Below are 15,601 nucleotides of genomic sequence, written 5' to 3'. Positions count from 1 at the left end.
CTGAACCCCCATGACCGCCCGGCGTCGAGGCCGAGACCGGGCTGGTCATCTTTCGTTCACTCGACTAGGCTATTTTCGAAAATGAACATCTAGAGTTCGATTTCGATTACGGTGCCCCGCGATGAATCACAGCCACTCCCCTATCGCTGAAGTCTATGACCTCGCCGTGATCGGCGGCGGCATCAATGGCGCCGGCATCGCCGCCGACGCGGCCGGACGCGGCCTGTCGGTGTTCCTTTGCGAAAAGGACGACCTCGCGCAACACACCTCATCCGCCAGCAGCAAACTGATCCACGGTGGCCTGCGCTACCTGGAACATCATGAATTCCGCTTGGTGCGCGAGGCCCTCGCCGAGCGCGAAGTGCTGCTGGCCAAGGCGCCGCACATCATCAAGCCCATGCGCTTCATCCTCCCCCACCGCCCGCACCTGCGCCCGGCCTGGATGATCCGCGCCGGTCTGTTCCTCTACGACCACCTGGGCAAGCGCGAGCGGCTGCCCGCGTCGCGGGGACTGCGCTTCGGCGCTGGCAGCCCCCTGCAGGCGGAAATCACCCAGGGCTTCGAATACTCCGACTGCTGGGTGGACGATGCCCGCCTGGTGGTGCTAAACGCCATGGCCGCCCGGGAGCATGGCGCCCATGTCCACACCCGCACTCGCTGCGTCAGCGCCCGCCGCAGCAAAGGGCTTTGGCACATCCACCTGGAACGCTCCGATGGCAGCCTGCTGTCCATCCGCGCCCGCGCCCTGGTCAACGCCGCAGGTCCCTGGGTCGCCCGCGTCATCGAGCACGACCTCAAGCAGCGCGCGCCCTACGGCATCCGCCTGATCCAGGGCAGCCATATCGTCGTGCCGCGCCTGCATGACGGTGAACAGGCCTACATCCTGCAGAACGAGGATCGCCGGATCGTCTTCGTCATTCCCTACCTGGAGCGCTTCAGCCTGATCGGCACCACCGACCGCGAGTACCACGGCGATCCGGCGGACGTCGCCATCACCCCCGAGGAAACCCGCTACCTGCTGGACGTGGTCAATCGCCACTTCAAGCGCCAACTGGCCGAGGACGACATCCTCCACAGCTACGCCGGCGTGCGCCCGCTCTGCGACGATGAGTCCGCCGACCCGTCCGCCGTCACCCGCGACTACACCCTGGCCCTCGCCGGACACCCGGGGGAGGCGCCGCTGCTGTCGGTCTTCGGCGGCAAGCTCACTACCTACCGCCGACTGGCCGAGTCCGCCCTGCAACAGCTGGCTCCCTGGTTTCCGTTGGCCGGCGGTGCCTGGACTGCAAAGGCGCCGCTGCCCGGCGGCGAAGGCATGGAGACCCGCAGCGCCCTGGTGGAAACCTTGTGCGCCAGCCACGGCTGGCTGCCGACGAGCCTGGCACGGCGCTGGGCCAGCCTCTATGGCAGCCGCACCTGGCGTCTGCTGGAGGGTGTGCGGGAGCTGGTGGACCTGGGCGAACACCTGGGCGCCGGCCTGTATGCCCGTGAAGTGGATTACCTGTGCCGCGAGGAATGGGCCATGAGCGCCGAGGACATCCTCTGGCGCCGCACCAAGCTGGGCCTGTTCATGACCCCCGGCCAGCAGGCGCGGCTGGCCCAGTACCTCAAACAGCAGCAGCCGCCCCATCGACCAAGGGCCGATGCGGCTTGAGGCCGGATCAGACGAAGGCCTGTTTCCGGGATTGCAGGACGCGTCGCGGGGTCTCACGTCGTAGCAGCCGGCTCGCCGGCGAACGCAGTGATGACCTTCGCGAGCAAGCCCACTCGCTCGCCAATGGATTCCCCCACAGCTAAAGCTGCGCCACATGCCCCTCCGCGCGATGGGCCAGCAGATGGGGCAGCACCGCCGCCAATAGCGGCTCCTTGAAGGCCTCCTGGAAGCGATGGGCCAGGCCGGGGATCAGCCGCAGCTCCGAGCCCTTGATATGGGCGGCCACGTGCACACCATGCATCACCGGCAGCAAGGGATCGGCAGTGCCGTGGACCACCAGCGTCGGCACGCGCAGGCGGTTGAGCAGGTCGACACGGCTGGGCTCGGCGAGGATCGCCAGCATCTGCCGCTGCACCCCCTCGGGGTCGAAGGACCGGTCGTAGGCACGCGCCGCCTGCTCCAGCAGTTGGTCCCGATCATCGGCCACTTCGGGGCTGCCCAGAGCGCCCAGCAGGTCCGCCTGCTGCGCAATGGCCACCTCGCGGCTCGGTGCCTCGCGGCGCGCCAGCAGTTCCAGCAGCGCGGGGCTGGGCGCCGGCAGCCCCTGGGCACCGGAACTGGTCATCACCAGGGTCAGGCTCAATACCCGCTCAGGGGCCATGTCCGCCAGGTGCTGGGCGATCATCCCGCCCATGCTGGCCCCCAGCACATGGGCCTCGCCTATCCCCAGGGCATCCAGCAGGTGCAACGCATCCCCGGCCATGTCCCGCAGGCCGTAGGGCGCCGCCACCGGCAGTCCGAGGCGGTAGCGCACCACCTCATAAGACAGGTTCACCGAAGGCGCGGCCCCGACCCAGGCGGACAGGCCGACATCGCGATTGTCGAAGCGGATCACCCGGAAGCCGCTCTGGCAGAGACGCCGCACCACCTCGTCGGGCCAGTGGATCAGTTGCCCGCCCAGCCCCATGACCAGCAGCAGAGCCGGATCCCGATCCCGGCCCACGCTCTGGTAGGCCAGGCGCACCTCACCCAGTGCGACCGTTTCCGTGGGCACGGTGACGTCGCAGCGGGTGGTGGCGAAAGCAAAGGAAGGCACGCCGCAAAGAAGCGCGGCGAGCAGGATCAGCACACGCATATCGAAAATCCAGAACGAAAAACCCCAGTCGACCGCGATTCTGATGAATTCCCGTGCGTCGCACTGCCACAGAACCATGACACTTTGATGAAGGACGCCGAACGGTCGTCGGCGGCCCGCCATTAACGGACGGACGACGCGATGGGTGCGCCTGGGGCCCGTCGACAGCCGCATCAACTTGAGACAAACTCAACGAATCATCATTTATCTAGAATTTTCCTCATGGAGAACCGCCCCGTGCTCGAGCTGCGCCATCTCAAGACCCTGCACGCCCTGCGCGAAGCCGACAGCCTGGTGGAAGCCGCCGAGCGCCTGCACCTGACCCAGTCGGCCCTCTCCCACCAGTTCAAGGAGCTGGAGGAACGCCTCGGCATGCCGCTGTTCGTGCGCAAGACCAAGCCGGTGCGTTTCACCAGTGCCGGCCTGCGCCTCCTGCAACTGGCCGACAGCGTCCTGCCCCAGTTGCGCGGCGCCGAGCGTGACCTGGCGCGGCTCGCCGGCGGCACCGCCGGCCGCCTGCACATGGCCATCGAGTGCCACAGCTGCTTCCAGTGGCTGATGCCCACCATCGACCAGTTCCGCGATGCCTGGCCGGAAGTGGAACTGGACCTGGCCTCAGGCTTTTCCTTCGCCCCCTTGCCGGCCCTGGCCCGGGGTGACCTGGACCTGGTGGTGACCTCCGACCCGATCGACCTGGCCGGCATCACCTACGTACCGCTGTTCACCTACGAAGCCCTGCTGGCCGTGGCCAACCAGCACCCTCTGGCCAGCCGCCCCTTCGTGACGCCGGAAGACCTGGAATCGGAAACCCTGATCACCTACCCGATCGAGCGGGATCGCCTGGACATCTTCACCCGTTTCCTCGAACCGGCGGATGTGGAGCCGGCCCAGGTCCGCACTTCGGAGCTCACGGTGATGATGATGCAGCTGGTGGCCAGTGGCCGGGGCGTGTGCGCCCTGCCCAACTGGGCGCTGCACGAATACAGTTCCCGGGGTTATGTCACGGCCCGGCGCCTGGGCGAGAAAGGGCTGTACTGCACCCTCCATGCCGCCATCCGTGCGGACATGCTGGATGCGCCCTTCATGCGCGATTTCCTGCTGACCGCCAAGGACACCTCCTTCGCCACCCTGGAGGGTGTCAGCGCCGCACGCTGAACGGGAAACTCACTGCTGCATCGAGATCGAGGGGCCCAGGTAGTCGTTGGCCCGCTGGATATCATCGCCCCCCAGCGACCCCACCGACGCGGCAAGGCGCAACCGCGACAGCAGGTAGCGCAGTTTGGCCTCCAGCAGGTCGCGCCGGGCGATGAAGGCCTGTTCCTCGGCATTGAGGATATCCAGGTTGGTGCTGGTGCCGGCCCGGAAGCCCTTGCGGGCCGAGTCCTGGGCCCGCTCGCTGGAGATCACCGCCTGCTCCAGTGCCCGGATACGCTGCTCGCCGCTCTGCACCCCGCGAAACTCGCGGGTCGTGCCGGAGAGCACTTCCTCCCGGCTGGAGTTGAGCTGGTCGTTGGCCAGTTCGCGGTTGGCCGACGCCTGGCGCACCTGGGCGTTGGTGGCGCCACCGGCGAAGATCGGCATCCGCAGTTCGACGCCCACCGAGCCGTACTTGTTGTGCTGGTCCTGGGTGGAGACCGAGTCACTCTCGGTGTCGTTGTAGGCGGCGACGAAGTCCAGGGTGGGCCAGTGCCCAGCGCTGGCGCGCTTCACCTCCTGGTCGGCGATATCGACGCTATGGCGGCGAGCGATGATGGCGGGGTTGTTCGCCTTGGCGTCGTTGAGCCAGTCCTGGAGCGACGGCGGCTCCAGCGGCGGCGTGGGAAAGTCGGTGCGCAGGGTGGACATCTGCTCCGGCACCACGCCCAGCAACTCCTGCAGCAGGCGGCGGGCCACCAGCAGGTTGTCCTCGGCCTCGATCAGTTCGGCCCGGGCCAGGTCGCGCCGGGCGGAGGCCTGGTCGACGTCGATCACGGTACCGTCGCCAAGGTCGAAACGGCGCTTGGCGGACTGCACCTGCTCCTCCAGGTTCTTCAGTTTCACCTTGGCCAGCTCGATGGTCTCCAGCGCCAGCAGCACGGCGAAGTAGCGGCTGGCGAGGCTCACCGCCGACTCCTGGGTCTTGGCGTCGAACACCGCATCGCTGAACAGGGTCCGCTGGTTGCCCTGGCGGTACTCGGCCATGCGCTGCTTGTTGAACAGCGGCTGGCGCAACTCCACCACCGCGCCCCGCGAGTCGTAATCCAGGTCACTCTCGACGCTGCGCCCAAGGAGGTTCTCCTGCTCGCTGGTACCGTCCACGCGCTTCCAGTACGCGGTGGCGTTGATGCTGGGCAGCAGCCCGGCCTTGCCCAGCTCCTTGTACTCCTGGCCAGCCTGGCGCTCGTGCACCGAGGCGAGGTAGGTCGGCCCCTGGATCTGATAGACGTTCCAGGCTTCCGCCAGGTCCATGGCCGACACCGGCAGGGCAACGATTCCAAGTAATCCCGCGAGGGCCTTCCGGGGGCTCATGTCACTGCTCCTTGAATGCGTTTCCGACCCGGCTCAGCAGGGGTTTCATCAGGTAGCTCATCAGGCTGCGTTCACCGGTCTTGATAGTCACTGTAGCCGGCATTCCCGCACGGATATTGTTCGGACCGAGCAATTTCATGCCCTCCGCGGTCACCTCCACCTGGGCGAGGTAGTAGGGCTGCTTGCTGGCCTCGTCCACCAGGCGGTCGGCGGCCACCGTCAGCACGCGACCGGGAATATTGGGCGTCTGCGCGTGGTTGAAGGCCGGGAAGGCAATGTCCACCGGCAGGCCGGGCACCATCTTGTCGATGGCCTGGACCGGCACCTGGGCATCCACCTGCAAAGGCTCCTTGTCCGGCACCACGTCCATGATCGGCGCGCCGGGCTGGATCACCCCCCCCACGGTGGCGATATTCAGCCCCAGGACGATGCCGTCGATGGGGGAGCGGATCACGGTGTTGTCCACCTGGTAGTCCACCGAGCGCAGGCGTTCGGCGAGGGAGGTGGTCTCCCGCTGGATATCGGTGAGCTGGGACTCCACTTCCTTCTGGAAGTCCTGCTCGCGCTGGAGAATACGCAGCTTGAGCTCGGCGATCTGGTTGCGGGTCCGGCCGATGTCGGCGACGTTCTGCGCCAGGGCGCCGTTCAGCTCGGACGCGCTGCGCTCCAGCTCCAGCATGCGGTTGCGCGGGATGTAGCCTTCGGCCGCCAGGCTGCGAACCCCCTCCAGCTCCTGTTCCAGCAGACTGGCCTGCCGGGCGCGGGTCCCCTGCACCTGACGCAGGCCCTTGAGCTGCTCCTCGGCGCCATTGAGGTTCTCATGGAGGATGCTGATCTCGCCCAGCAGTGCCTTGCGCCGGGTCTGGAACAGGCGCTGCTGCAGGGCGACGGCCTCCATCAGGCGCGGATCACCGCCGAAGCGCTCCAGCAGTTCCGAGGTGAAGGTGACGGTGTCGGCGCCATCGCGCTCGGCCACCAGGCGGTCCTCCACGGTCTTGGCGACTATGTACTGGGAGCTCAGCGCCCCCTGCTCGGCGATGGCCTGGGTCGGGTCCAGGCGGGCCAGCTCCTGGCCGGCGCGCACCTTGTCCCCCTCACGCACCAGGATCGCCGACACGGTGCCGCCGGTGAGGTGCTGCACCGTCTTGCGGGCATTGGTCACGTTGACCGTAGCATTGGCCACCACCCCGGCGTCCAGGGGCGCCACCAGCGCCCAGACGAGGAAGCCGCCGAAGCCGGCCAGCACCAGGCCGACGCCCCAGCGGGCAGGACGGCGGTCGTCCATGTCCACCTGTGCCGGTTCCTCGACCTTGACCAGGGCCTTGCTTTCGCTTGCCGCTTGCATGATGGATTACTCCTTCGCCCGCATCGACGCCAGGTTGGGGGTGCCCACGGAAGGCATGACGCTGGCCTGGCGCAGGGCCGCGAAGACTTCCTCGCGGGGACCGAACAGCTGCACGCCGCCGTCGCGCAGCAGCAGCACCTTGTCCACCGTGCTGAGCACGCTGGGTCTGTGGGAAATCAGGACCAGGGTCTTGCCCCGTTTCTTCAGGTCGAGGATGGCCTCCACCAGTGCCGCCTCGCCGAGGTCGTCGAGGTTGGCGTTGGGCTCGTCCAGCACGATCAGCGAGGGGTCGCCATAGATGGCCCGGGCCAGGGCGATGCGCTGCTTCTGGCCGCCGGAGAGCGGGCTGCCGTCACCGGCCAGGGGCGTGTCGTAGCCCTTGTCGAAACGCAGGATCATGTCATGGACCCCGGCGCGCTTGGCCGCCAGGATGATCGCCTCGCTGTCCAGCTCGCCAAAGCGGGAGATGTTCTCGGCGATGGTGCCTTCGAACAGCTCCACGTCCTGGGGCAGGTAGCCGATGGAGGGCCCCAGTTCCTCCTTGTTCCAGAGGAAGATATCGGCGCCGTCGAGCCGCACCTTTCCACCCTGCGCCGGCCAGACGCCCACCAGCAGGCGCGCCAGGGTGGACTTGCCGGCGGCCGAGGGGCCGATGATGCCAAGCGCTTCGCCGGGCGCCAGGTTGAAGTTGATGCCACGCAGGATGGTCGAGACGCCTCCCGGGGCGGCGGTCATGGCCTGCTCCACGGACAGGGCGCCCAGGGGCTTGGGCAGGGACATGGCTTCCTTGCGCGCCGGGAAGTCCTGCAGCAGCTTGTTCAGCCGTTCCCAGGACGCCCGGGCGGACAGCAACTGCTTCCAGACGCCGATGGCCTGCTCCACCGGGGCCATGGCGCGGCCACTGAGGATGGAGCTGGCGATCATCATGCCGGCGGTGATGTCGCCCTTGATCGCCAGCAGGGCGCCCGCGCCGAGGATCAGCGACTGCATGGTGACCCGCACGAAGCGGCTGACACCGTTGATGTAGGCTGCGCGGTCCGAGGCCAGGGTCTGCTTCTCGAGGATGCGCTGGTGGCTGCCGAACCAGCGCTCGCGGATCGCCGGCAGCATCCCCATGGCCTCGATCACCTCGGTGTTGCGCAGGTTGTTGTTGGCGAAGGCGCCGGAGGACATGGCCGCCTGGTTGGCCTCCATCAGCGGTCCCCGGGTCACCACCTCGGTGAGCAGCGCCAGGCCGAAGAGGATCGCCGAGCCCACCAGGGTGATGATCCCCAGCAACGGATGCACGAGGAAGATCACCAGCAGGTAGATGGGCGTCCAGGGGGCGTCGAAGAAGGCGAACAGGCCATTGCCGGTCAGGAACTGGCGCACCTGGGACAGGTCCTGCAGGGCCTGGGCCGGGTTGCCGCCGGCTCGCCGCAGGTTGCGCTCGAAGGACGCATTGAAGATGCGCTTGTTCAGGCTCATGTCCATGCGGTTACCCAGGCGGATCAGCACCGTGGAGCGCACCACCTCCAGAAGCGACATCAGCAGGTAGAGCCCGAGGATCAGCGCCGTGAGCATCATCAGGGTGGTGACGTTGCTGCTGGCCAGCACGCGGTCGTACACCTGCATCATGTAGATGGCCGGGGCCAGCATCAGCAGGTTGACGACCCCGCTGAAGCCACCCACCACATAGAAGGTGTGGCGCAGGCGGTTGAGGATCTCGGACAACTCGGATCGGGGCTGCGAGAAAGTCTTCATCTCGGCGCTCCAGTGGCGGAGTGGTGGGATCGGCCCGGACGCGGCCGCCTTCTTATAGTTCGAAGCCAAGGAGCACTACGGCGCTGCCCCCGCAGAACCCTAGGGACAGGCTTAGCCAATAGTCCGACGCATCGCCAGCGCTGCACCCCACCCGTCGGACGGCTGCGGGATTAAGCCCGACCAGCGACACGCCAAGGAGACGAGAGACGTTCTCATTAACGCTGATAAGCCCATTCCAGAGCGGCCCAGGCGAAAAGTGGGGGTGACGGCGAAAAAATGTGCGGGACGAACGAGATGAATTGGCGCCATAAAAGTGGCGCCCCTCCCGCAGCGCTGCCGGCAACCGGCTATCGCCGGGGCAGGATCCGCGCCGGGCTCAGGGAGCGTGCCTGCGCAGCGCCGGACTTAGTCGCAGCATGTCCATCAGGCTGTCGACCAGGATCTCCGCCTCGTCCGCCAGGGAGTAGCCGTCGGGCGCCAGCAACCAGTTGGTCTGGATCCCCTCCATATAGGCATGGACGCTGACGGCGGCGAGGCGACAATCCAGGCCGGCGGGCAACTGGCCACGACTGACGGCATTGGAGAGCGCCTTGGCGATGCGCTGGTCGCACTCGATGCTCTGCTCCCGCATGCGACGGTGCAGGTCCCCCAGTTCCTCGGTGTACTCCACCTTGTAGCGGAGGATCTCGTGGATGCGCCGGCTTTGAGGGTCGAGCTCCACACGCTTCAGAAGGCGCACGAGCAACTGGTGCATGCGCCCCAGCGGATCGGGCTCGTCCTCCCGCTCGCTGGCGCGTGCCAGTTCTTCCAGGGGCAGGCGGATGCGCTCCAGCATCGCCTGGAACAAGTCGGTCTTGTTCTCGAAATGCCAGTAGATGGCGCCCCGGCTCACGCCGGCGGCGGTGGCGATCTCCGCCAGGGAGGCACGGGAAACCCCCTTCTCGTGGAAGACCCGTTCGGTGGCATCGAGTATCTGCACCCGGGTCTCTTCGGCTTCTTCTTTGGTACGTCTGGCCATGTGCCGCTGAAACCTATCCGTCTGGAGACAAAGGAAAAAATCGCCCACTCAGAGAAACAAAATCTGACATCGGTGTCGGAATATTCGATTTACAAACATTCACGCATGTAAGTATATTCTTACACCTCCGCAAGAATCCACAACTCGCCCTGCGCCCAGCCCTTCCCCAGGGTTGTCACCCAAAGAATGAGGTCCCTTCAGATGCCCATGAAGCCAGCCTTTGCCGCCTTGGTTTCCGCCATCGCCCTGGCCACGCTCAGCCTCGCCGGTTGCCAGGAAGCCTCGGCTCCCCCGCCCGCCCAGACCCCCAAGGTCGGCGTCGTCACCCTGCAACCGCAGGCGTTCACCCTGACCACCGAACTCCCGGGCCGCACCAGCGCCTACCGCATCGCCGAGGTCCGCCCGCAGGTGGACGGGATCATCCAGAAACGCCTGTTCACCGAGGGCAGCGAGGTGAAGGCGGGCCAGCAGCTGTACCAGATCGACCCGTCGGTCTACTCCGCCACATTCAAGAGCGCCGAGGCCAGCCTCGCCTCCGCCCAGTCCCTGGCGTCCCGCTACAAGACCCTGGTGGTGGACCAGGCGGTGAGCAAGCAGGCCTATGACGAGGCCCGCGCCGCCAGCCTGCAGGCCGAAGCCGCCCTGGAGAAAGCCAGGATCGACCTGCGCTACACCAAGGTGCTGGCGCCCATCTCCGGCCGCGTCGGCCGCTCGGCGGTGACCGAGGGTGCGCTGGTCAGCAATGGCCAGGCCAACGCCCTGGCCACCATCCAGCAGCTCGATCCCATCTATGTCGACGTCACCCAGTCCACCACGGACCTGCTGCGCCTGCGCAAGGAGATGGCCGACGGCCAGCTGGAGAAGTCCGGCGACAAGAGCGCCAAGGTCACTCTGATCCTCGAGGACGGCAGCGAGTACAGCCAGAAGGGCAGCCTTGAGTTCTCCGAGGTCTCGGTGGACGAAGGCACCGGCTCGGTGACCCTGCGCGCGGTGTTCCCCAACCCCGACCACACCCTGCTGCCCGGCATGTTCGTCCACGCCCGGCTCAACTCGGCGGTGAAGCAGGAGGCCATCCTCGCGCCGCAACAGGGCATCACCCGCGACCTCAAGGGCCAGGCCACCGCCCTGGTGGTGAATGCCGAGAACAAGGTGGAACTGCGCCAGCTCAAGGCCCAACGCACCGTCGGCGACCGCTGGCTGGTGAGCGAAGGCCTGAACCCGGGGGATCGCCTGATCACCGAGGGCCTGCAGTTCGTCCGCCCGGGCGCCGAGGTGGAAGCCTCCCCGGCCACCAACGTGGCCAACCCGCAAGCGTCCGGCGACGGCCTGGCCAAGAGCCACTAAGGAGCCTCCAGATGTCCAGATTCTTCATCGATCGCCCGATCTTCGCCTGGGTGATCGCGCTGGTGATCATGCTCGCTGGCGGCCTGTCGATCCTGAAACTGCCGATCAACCAGTACCCCAGCATCGCCGCGCCCGCGGTCGGTATCCAGGTCAGCTACCCCGGCGCCTCCGCGCAGACGGTGCAGGACACCGTGGTGCAGGTGATCGAGCAGCAGCTCAACGGCATCGACGGCCTGCGCTACATCTCCTCGGAGAGCAACTCCGACGGCAGCATGACCATCACCGCCACCTTCGAGCAGGGCACCAACCCCGACATCGCCCAGGTCCAGGTGCAGAACAAGCTGCAGCTGGCGACCCCGCTGCTGCCCCAGGAGGTCCAGCAGCAGGGCATCCGCGTCACCAAGGCGGTGAAGAACTTCCTGCTGGTGATCGGCGTCGTCTCCGAAGACGGCTCCATGGACAAGAACGACCTGGCCAACTACATCGTCTCCAACATCCAGGACCCGATCTCGCGCACCAAGGGCGTGGGCGACTTCCAGGTGTTCGGCGCCCAGTACGCCATGCGCATCTGGCTGGACCCCGCCAGGCTGAACAACTACCAGCTGACGCCGGTGGACGTGAAGACCGCCATCCAGGCGCAGAACGTGCAGATCTCCTCCGGCCAGCTCGGCGGCCTGCCCGCCTCCCCCGGTCAGCAGCTCAACGCCACCATCATCGGCAAGACCCGCCTGCAGACGCCCGAGCAGTTCGGCGCCATCCTGCTCAAGGTCAACCGTGACGGCTCCCAGGTGCGCCTGCGGGATGTGGCCAAGATCGAGCTGGGCGGCGAGAACTACAGCATCAGCGCCCAGTACAACGGCAAGCCCGCCTCCGGCCTGGCCATCAAGCTGGCCACCGGCGCCAACGCCCTGGACACCGCCAAGGCGATCCGCCAGACCATCGGCGAACTGGAACCCTTCTTCCCCGCCGGGATGAAGGTGGTGTTCCCCTACGACACCACCCCGGTGGTCTCGGCCTCCATCGAGGGCGTGATCCACACCCTGGGCGAGGCCATCGTCCTGGTGTTCCTGGTGATGTTCCTGTTCCTGCAGAACCTGCGCGCCACCATCATCCCGACCCTGGCGGTGCCCGTGGTGCTGCTGGGTACCTTTGGCGTGCTGGCGGCCTTCGGCTTCTCCATCAACACCCTGACCATGTTCGCCATGGTGCTGGCCATCGGCCTGCTGGTGGACGATGCCATCGTGGTGGTGGAAAACGTCGAGCGGGTGATGCGCGAGGAGGGCCTGTCGCCCCTGGAAGCCACCCGCAAGTCCATGGGCCAGATCCAGGGCGCGCTGGTGGGCATCGCCCTGGTGCTCTCGGCGGTGTTCCTGCCCATGGCCTTCTTCGGCGGCTCCACGGGTGTGATCTACCGGCAGTTCTCCATCACCATCGTCGCCGCCATGGCGCTCTCGGTGCTGGTGGCGCTGATCTTCACCCCGGCCCTCTGCGCCACCCTGCTCAAACCTATCAGGAAGGGTGAGCACCACGAGGCGCGCGGCTTCTTCGGCTGGTTCAACCGCAGCTTCGAGCGTGGCAACCAGGCCTACCAGAACGGCGTGGCCGCCATGCTCAAGCGCAAGGCCCCCTACCTGCTGATGTACCTGGTGATAGTCGGCGTCATGGCCTTCATGTTCACCCGCATCCCCACCGCCTTCCTCCCCGAGGAAGACCAGGGCGTGCTCTTCGCCCAGGTGCAGACCCCGGCCGGCGCCAGCGCCGAACGGACCCAGGTGGTGGTGGACGAAATGCGCCAGTACCTCCTGGAGCAGGAGCAGGACACCGTGAAGTCGGTGTTCACCGTGACCGGCTTCAACTTCGCCGGACGCGGCCAGAGTTCGGGCATGGCCTTCATCATGCTCAAGCCCTGGGACGAGCGCCCCGGCGAGCAGAACAGCGTCGCCGCCCTGGCCCAGCGCGCCCAGAAGCACTTCTTCAGTTTCCGCGACGCCATGGTGTTCGCCTTCGCGCCGCCGGCCGTGATGGAGCTGGGCAACGCCACCGGCTTCAACTTCTTCCTCCAGGACCGCGCCGGCATCGGCCACGAGGCCCTGAACGAAGCCCGTGACCAGTTCCTCGAACTGGCGGCGAAGAACCCGGTGCTCAACCGCGTCCGCGCCAACGGCCTGCGTGACGAGCCCCAGTACCAGTTGCTGATCGACGACGAGAAGGCCCGCGCCCATGGGCTCTCCCTGTCGGATATCAACAACACCGTCTCCATCGCCTGGGGCGCCAGCTACGTCAACGACTTCATCGACCGTGGCCGGGTGAAGAAGGTCTACCTGCAGGGCGAACCCGAAGCACGGATGAACCCGGAAGACCTGAACAAGTGGTACGTGCGCAACGACCAGGGCCAGATGGTGCCTTTCAGCGCCTTCGCCAGCGGCGAGTGGACCTACGGCCCGCCGAAGCTGGCGCGCTACAACGGCGTGCCGGCGGTGGAAATCCTCGGCGAGGCCGCTCCGGGCTACAGCTCGGGTGACGCCATGGCCGCCGTGGAAGAGATCGCCAAGCAGCTGCCGGCGGGCGTCGGCTACGCCTGGACCGGCCTCTCCTACGAGGAGCGGCTGTCCGGTGCCCAGGCCCCGGCCCTCTACGCCCTGTCGCTGCTGGTGGTGTTCCTCTGCCTGGCGGCCCTGTACGAAAGCTGGTCGATCCCCTTCTCGGTGATGCTGGTGGTGCCCCTGGGCGTGATCGGCGCGCTGATGTTCACCAGCCTGCGCGGCCTGTCCAACGACGTGTTCTTCCAGGTCGGCCTGCTCACCACCATCGGCCTGTCGGCGCGTAACGCGATCCTCATCGTCGAGTTCGCCAAGGCCCAGCACGAGCAGGGCATGAGCCTGGTCCAGGCGGCCATCGAGGCCTGCCGCATGCGCCTGCGCCCCATCGTGATGACCTCCCTGGCGTTCATCCTCGGCGTGCTGCCCCTGGCCATCGCTTCCGGCGCCGGCGCCGGCAGCAAGCACGCCATCGGCACCGGGGTGATCGGAGGCATGCTCAGCGCGCTGGTCCTGGCGATCTTCTGGATTCCCTTGTTCTACGTGGTGGTCTGTTCGCTGTTCGAGAAGCGCAAGCGGTCCGCCGAGAAAACCGAGGAGGCCCTGCAGTGAGGCATTCCCTGTTATCCCTGGCCATCGCCGCGACCCTGCTCGGTGGCTGTTCGATGATCCCCGACTACCAGCGCCCCGAGGCGCCGGTAGCCACCAACTGGCCGGAAGGCGAAGCCTACAGCCAGGGCGCGGCCCAGGTGGACACCGCCGCCGCCGAGCTGGACTGGCGCGAGTTCTTCCACGACCCGGCGCTGCGCCAGGTGGTGGAGCTCGCCCTGGCCAACAACCGCGACCTGCGGGTGGCCGCGCTCAATGTCGAGGCCTACCGTTCGCTCTACCGCATCCAGCGTGCTGACCTGTTCCCCAGCGTCTCGGCCGACGGCGGCGCCACCCGCCAGCGCCTGCCCGGCAGCCTGAGCAGCAGCGGCGAAGCCACCACAAGCGGCCAGTACAGCGCCACCCTGGGCGTGAACGCCTGGGAACTGGACTTCTTCGGTCGCCTGCGCAGCCTGAGCCAGGAAGCCCTGGAGCAGTACTTCGCCACCGAGCAGGCGCGCCGCAGCACCCAGATCAGCCTGGTGGCCGCGGTGGCCACCGCCTACCTCGACTGGCAGGCGGACCAGGCTCTGCTGCAACTGACTCGCGACACCCTGAAGACCTACGAGGAAAGCTACGCCCTGACCCAGCGCAGCTTCGATGTCGGCGTCGCCGACGCACTGTCCCTGAGCCAGGCACGCACGGCGGTGGAAAGCGCCCAGGTCAGCCTGGCCCAGTACAGCCGACTGGTGGCCCAGGACCGCAACGCCCTGATCCAGTTACTGGGCACCGGTCTGCCGGAGAACCTCCCCAGGGGCATGCACCTGGACGACGACCTGCTGGCGGAAGTGCCGGCGGGGCTGCCGTCCGACCTGCTGCAGCGCCGCCCTGACGTGCTCCAGGCCGAGCATCAGCTCAAGGCCGCCAACGCCAACATCGGCGCCGCCCGTGCGGCCTTCTTCCCCAGCGTCAGCCTCACCGCCAACGCCGGCAGCCTGAGCGACGAGCTGTCCGGTCTGTTCGACGCCGGATCGGGAAGCTGGCTGTTCCAGCCCAGCATCAGCCTGCCGATCTTCAATGCGGGCCGGCTGAAGGCGAACCTGGAGTACAGCGAACTGCAGAAGGACATCCAGGTGGCCAACTACGAGAAGGCCATCCAGGTGGCCTTCCAGGAGGTGGCCGACGGCCTCGCCGCGCGCACCACCTACCAGCAGCAACTGGATGCCCAGCGCGCCCTGGTGAAAACCACCGAGGAGTACTACGGCTTCGCCGAACGCCGCTACCGCACCGGCGTGGACAGCTACCTGACGCTGCTGGATGCCCAGCGCCAGCTGTTCAGCGCCCGCCAGCAACTCATCGGCGATCGCCTCAACCAGCTCGCCAGCGAGGTGAACCTGTACAAGGCCCTGGGCGGCGGCTGGAAAGAACAGGGAGATGGCTCCCCGGAGGCTTGACCCGCGACTCCCCGCTTCTCAAGAACGAGGAATCCACCCGACGCCCCCGACCCCGAATGTCGGGGGCGTTCTTTATTGGGCAGCGGAAAAGAAAAAGGCCGCCACGAAGGCGACCCAAACAAAGCACAGAGCACCAATGGTCTGTGTTTCAAGAGTGTAGAAGCTCCGCTACGAAATGATGACGAAACCCGGAAGAACCAAGGGCATTCCGTCGGGAAATTCGGCAATAAAACAACAAGTCGCTCTAGTGCGGGCCTCTCCGCCGGACACCCGTT

At 66.8% G+C, this 15,601-nt stretch carries 10 protein-coding genes; 5 read left to right on the top strand and 5 right to left on the bottom strand.

Going from position 1 to position 15,601, the window contains the following annotated elements; all coding sequences use genetic code 11:
* Nucleotides 1-121: 121 nt before the first annotated feature.
* The gene (gene glpD, locus KF707C_RS06470; RefSeq protein ID WP_003453474.1) at nt 122-1,654 is read left to right on the top strand and encodes a glycerol-3-phosphate dehydrogenase; all 1,533 of its coding nucleotides are present in this window, start codon (nt 122-124) and stop codon (nt 1,652-1,654) included.
* Between the two features lie 139 nt (nt 1,655-1,793).
* Here the strand turns inward: glpD and KF707C_RS06465 are convergent, their stop codons facing one another.
* A complete protein-coding gene (locus KF707C_RS06465) occupies nt 1,794-2,789 on the bottom strand; it encodes an alpha/beta fold hydrolase (RefSeq protein WP_003453476.1) in 996 nt (331 codons plus the stop codon).
* Nucleotides 2,790-3,026: 237 nt separating this feature from the next.
* On the opposite strand from KF707C_RS06465, the gene metR reads away from it, so the two are divergent.
* Nucleotides 3,027-3,944, top strand: a complete 918-nt coding sequence (gene metR, locus KF707C_RS06460; RefSeq protein WP_003453478.1) for a transcriptional regulator MetR — start codon at nt 3,027-3,029, stop codon at nt 3,942-3,944.
* Between the two features lie 9 nt (nt 3,945-3,953).
* Here metR and KF707C_RS06455 read toward each other — a convergent pair whose 3' ends face one another.
* The 4 genes from KF707C_RS06455 to KF707C_RS06440 form a co-directional block, all read right to left on the bottom strand.
* Complete coding sequence (locus tag KF707C_RS06455) at nt 3,954-5,297, bottom strand: TolC family outer membrane protein (RefSeq protein WP_003453480.1); 1,344 nt, start codon at nt 5,295-5,297, stop codon at nt 3,954-3,956.
* Nucleotide 5,298: 1 nt separating this feature from the next.
* Nucleotides 5,299-6,582: an HlyD family type I secretion periplasmic adaptor subunit gene (locus tag KF707C_RS06450; protein ID WP_394296135.1), complete on the bottom strand. Its 1,284-nt coding sequence runs from the start codon at nt 6,580-6,582 to the stop codon at nt 5,299-5,301.
* Between the two features lie 66 nt (nt 6,583-6,648).
* Nucleotides 6,649-8,385 carry a type I secretion system permease/ATPase gene (locus KF707C_RS06445; RefSeq protein WP_003453484.1) on the bottom strand — a complete coding sequence of 579 codons (1,737 nt, stop codon included), beginning with the start codon at nt 8,383-8,385 and terminating at the stop codon, nt 6,649-6,651.
* A 376-nt stretch (nt 8,386-8,761) separates the two neighbouring features.
* Nucleotides 8,762-9,403: a TetR family transcriptional regulator gene (locus KF707C_RS06440; protein WP_036993315.1), complete on the bottom strand. Its 642-nt coding sequence runs from the start codon at nt 9,401-9,403 to the stop codon at nt 8,762-8,764.
* 201 nt (nt 9,404-9,604) lie between these two features.
* Here KF707C_RS06440 and KF707C_RS06435 point away from each other — a divergent pair, with 201 nt between their 5' ends.
* The 3 genes from KF707C_RS06435 to KF707C_RS06425 are packed head-to-tail and all read left to right on the top strand — an operon-like array spanning nt 9,605 to nt 15,326.
* Complete coding sequence (locus KF707C_RS06435; RefSeq protein WP_003453487.1) at nt 9,605-10,747, top strand: efflux RND transporter periplasmic adaptor subunit; 1,143 nt, start codon at nt 9,605-9,607, stop codon at nt 10,745-10,747.
* Between the two features lie 11 nt (nt 10,748-10,758).
* On the top strand, nt 10,759-13,896 hold the full coding sequence (locus KF707C_RS06430) for an efflux RND transporter permease subunit (protein WP_003453493.1): 3,138 nt from the start codon (nt 10,759-10,761) through the stop codon (nt 13,894-13,896).
* Nucleotides 13,893-15,326 carry an AdeC/AdeK/OprM family multidrug efflux complex outer membrane factor gene (locus KF707C_RS06425; protein ID WP_003453496.1) on the top strand — a complete coding sequence of 478 codons (1,434 nt, stop codon included), beginning with the start codon at nt 13,893-13,895 and terminating at the stop codon, nt 15,324-15,326. Before KF707C_RS06430 ends, KF707C_RS06425 begins: the two co-directional genes overlap by 4 nt.
* Nucleotides 15,327-15,601 lie beyond the last annotated feature (275 nt).

The sequence above is a fragment of the Pseudomonas furukawaii genome, from assembly GCF_002355475.1.
In the GTDB taxonomy this organism is placed as follows: Bacteria; Pseudomonadota; Gammaproteobacteria; order Pseudomonadales; family Pseudomonadaceae; genus Metapseudomonas; species Metapseudomonas furukawaii.
Note: the sequence above shows the minus strand (reverse complement) of the source record. Positions and strands in the feature narration are given on the sequence as shown.

What these genes read in the sequence shown, in the direction of transcription:
- glpD (WP_003453474.1), top strand. Translation starts at nt 122, where the DNA reads ATGAATCACAGCCACTCCCCTATCGCTGAAGTCTATGACCTCGCCGTG.
- KF707C_RS06465 (WP_003453476.1), bottom strand. Translation starts at nt 2,789, where the DNA reads ATGCGTGTGCTGATCCTGCTCGCCGCGCTTCTTTGCGGCGTGCCTTCC.
- KF707C_RS06455 (WP_003453480.1), bottom strand. Translation starts at nt 5,297, where the DNA reads ATGAGCCCCCGGAAGGCCCTCGCGGGATTACTTGGAATCGTTGCCCTG.
- KF707C_RS06450 (WP_394296135.1), bottom strand. Translation starts at nt 6,582, where the DNA reads ATGGACGACCGCCGTCCTGCCCGCTGGGGCGTCGGCCTGGTGCTGGCC.
- KF707C_RS06445 (WP_003453484.1), bottom strand. Translation starts at nt 8,385, where the DNA reads ATGAAGACTTTCTCGCAGCCCCGATCCGAGTTGTCCGAGATCCTCAAC.
- KF707C_RS06440 (WP_036993315.1), bottom strand. Translation starts at nt 9,403, where the DNA reads ATGGCCAGACGTACCAAAGAAGAAGCCGAAGAGACCCGGGTGCAGATA.
- KF707C_RS06435 (WP_003453487.1), top strand. Translation starts at nt 9,605, where the DNA reads ATGCCCATGAAGCCAGCCTTTGCCGCCTTGGTTTCCGCCATCGCCCTG.
- KF707C_RS06430 (WP_003453493.1), top strand. Translation starts at nt 10,759, where the DNA reads ATGTCCAGATTCTTCATCGATCGCCCGATCTTCGCCTGGGTGATCGCG.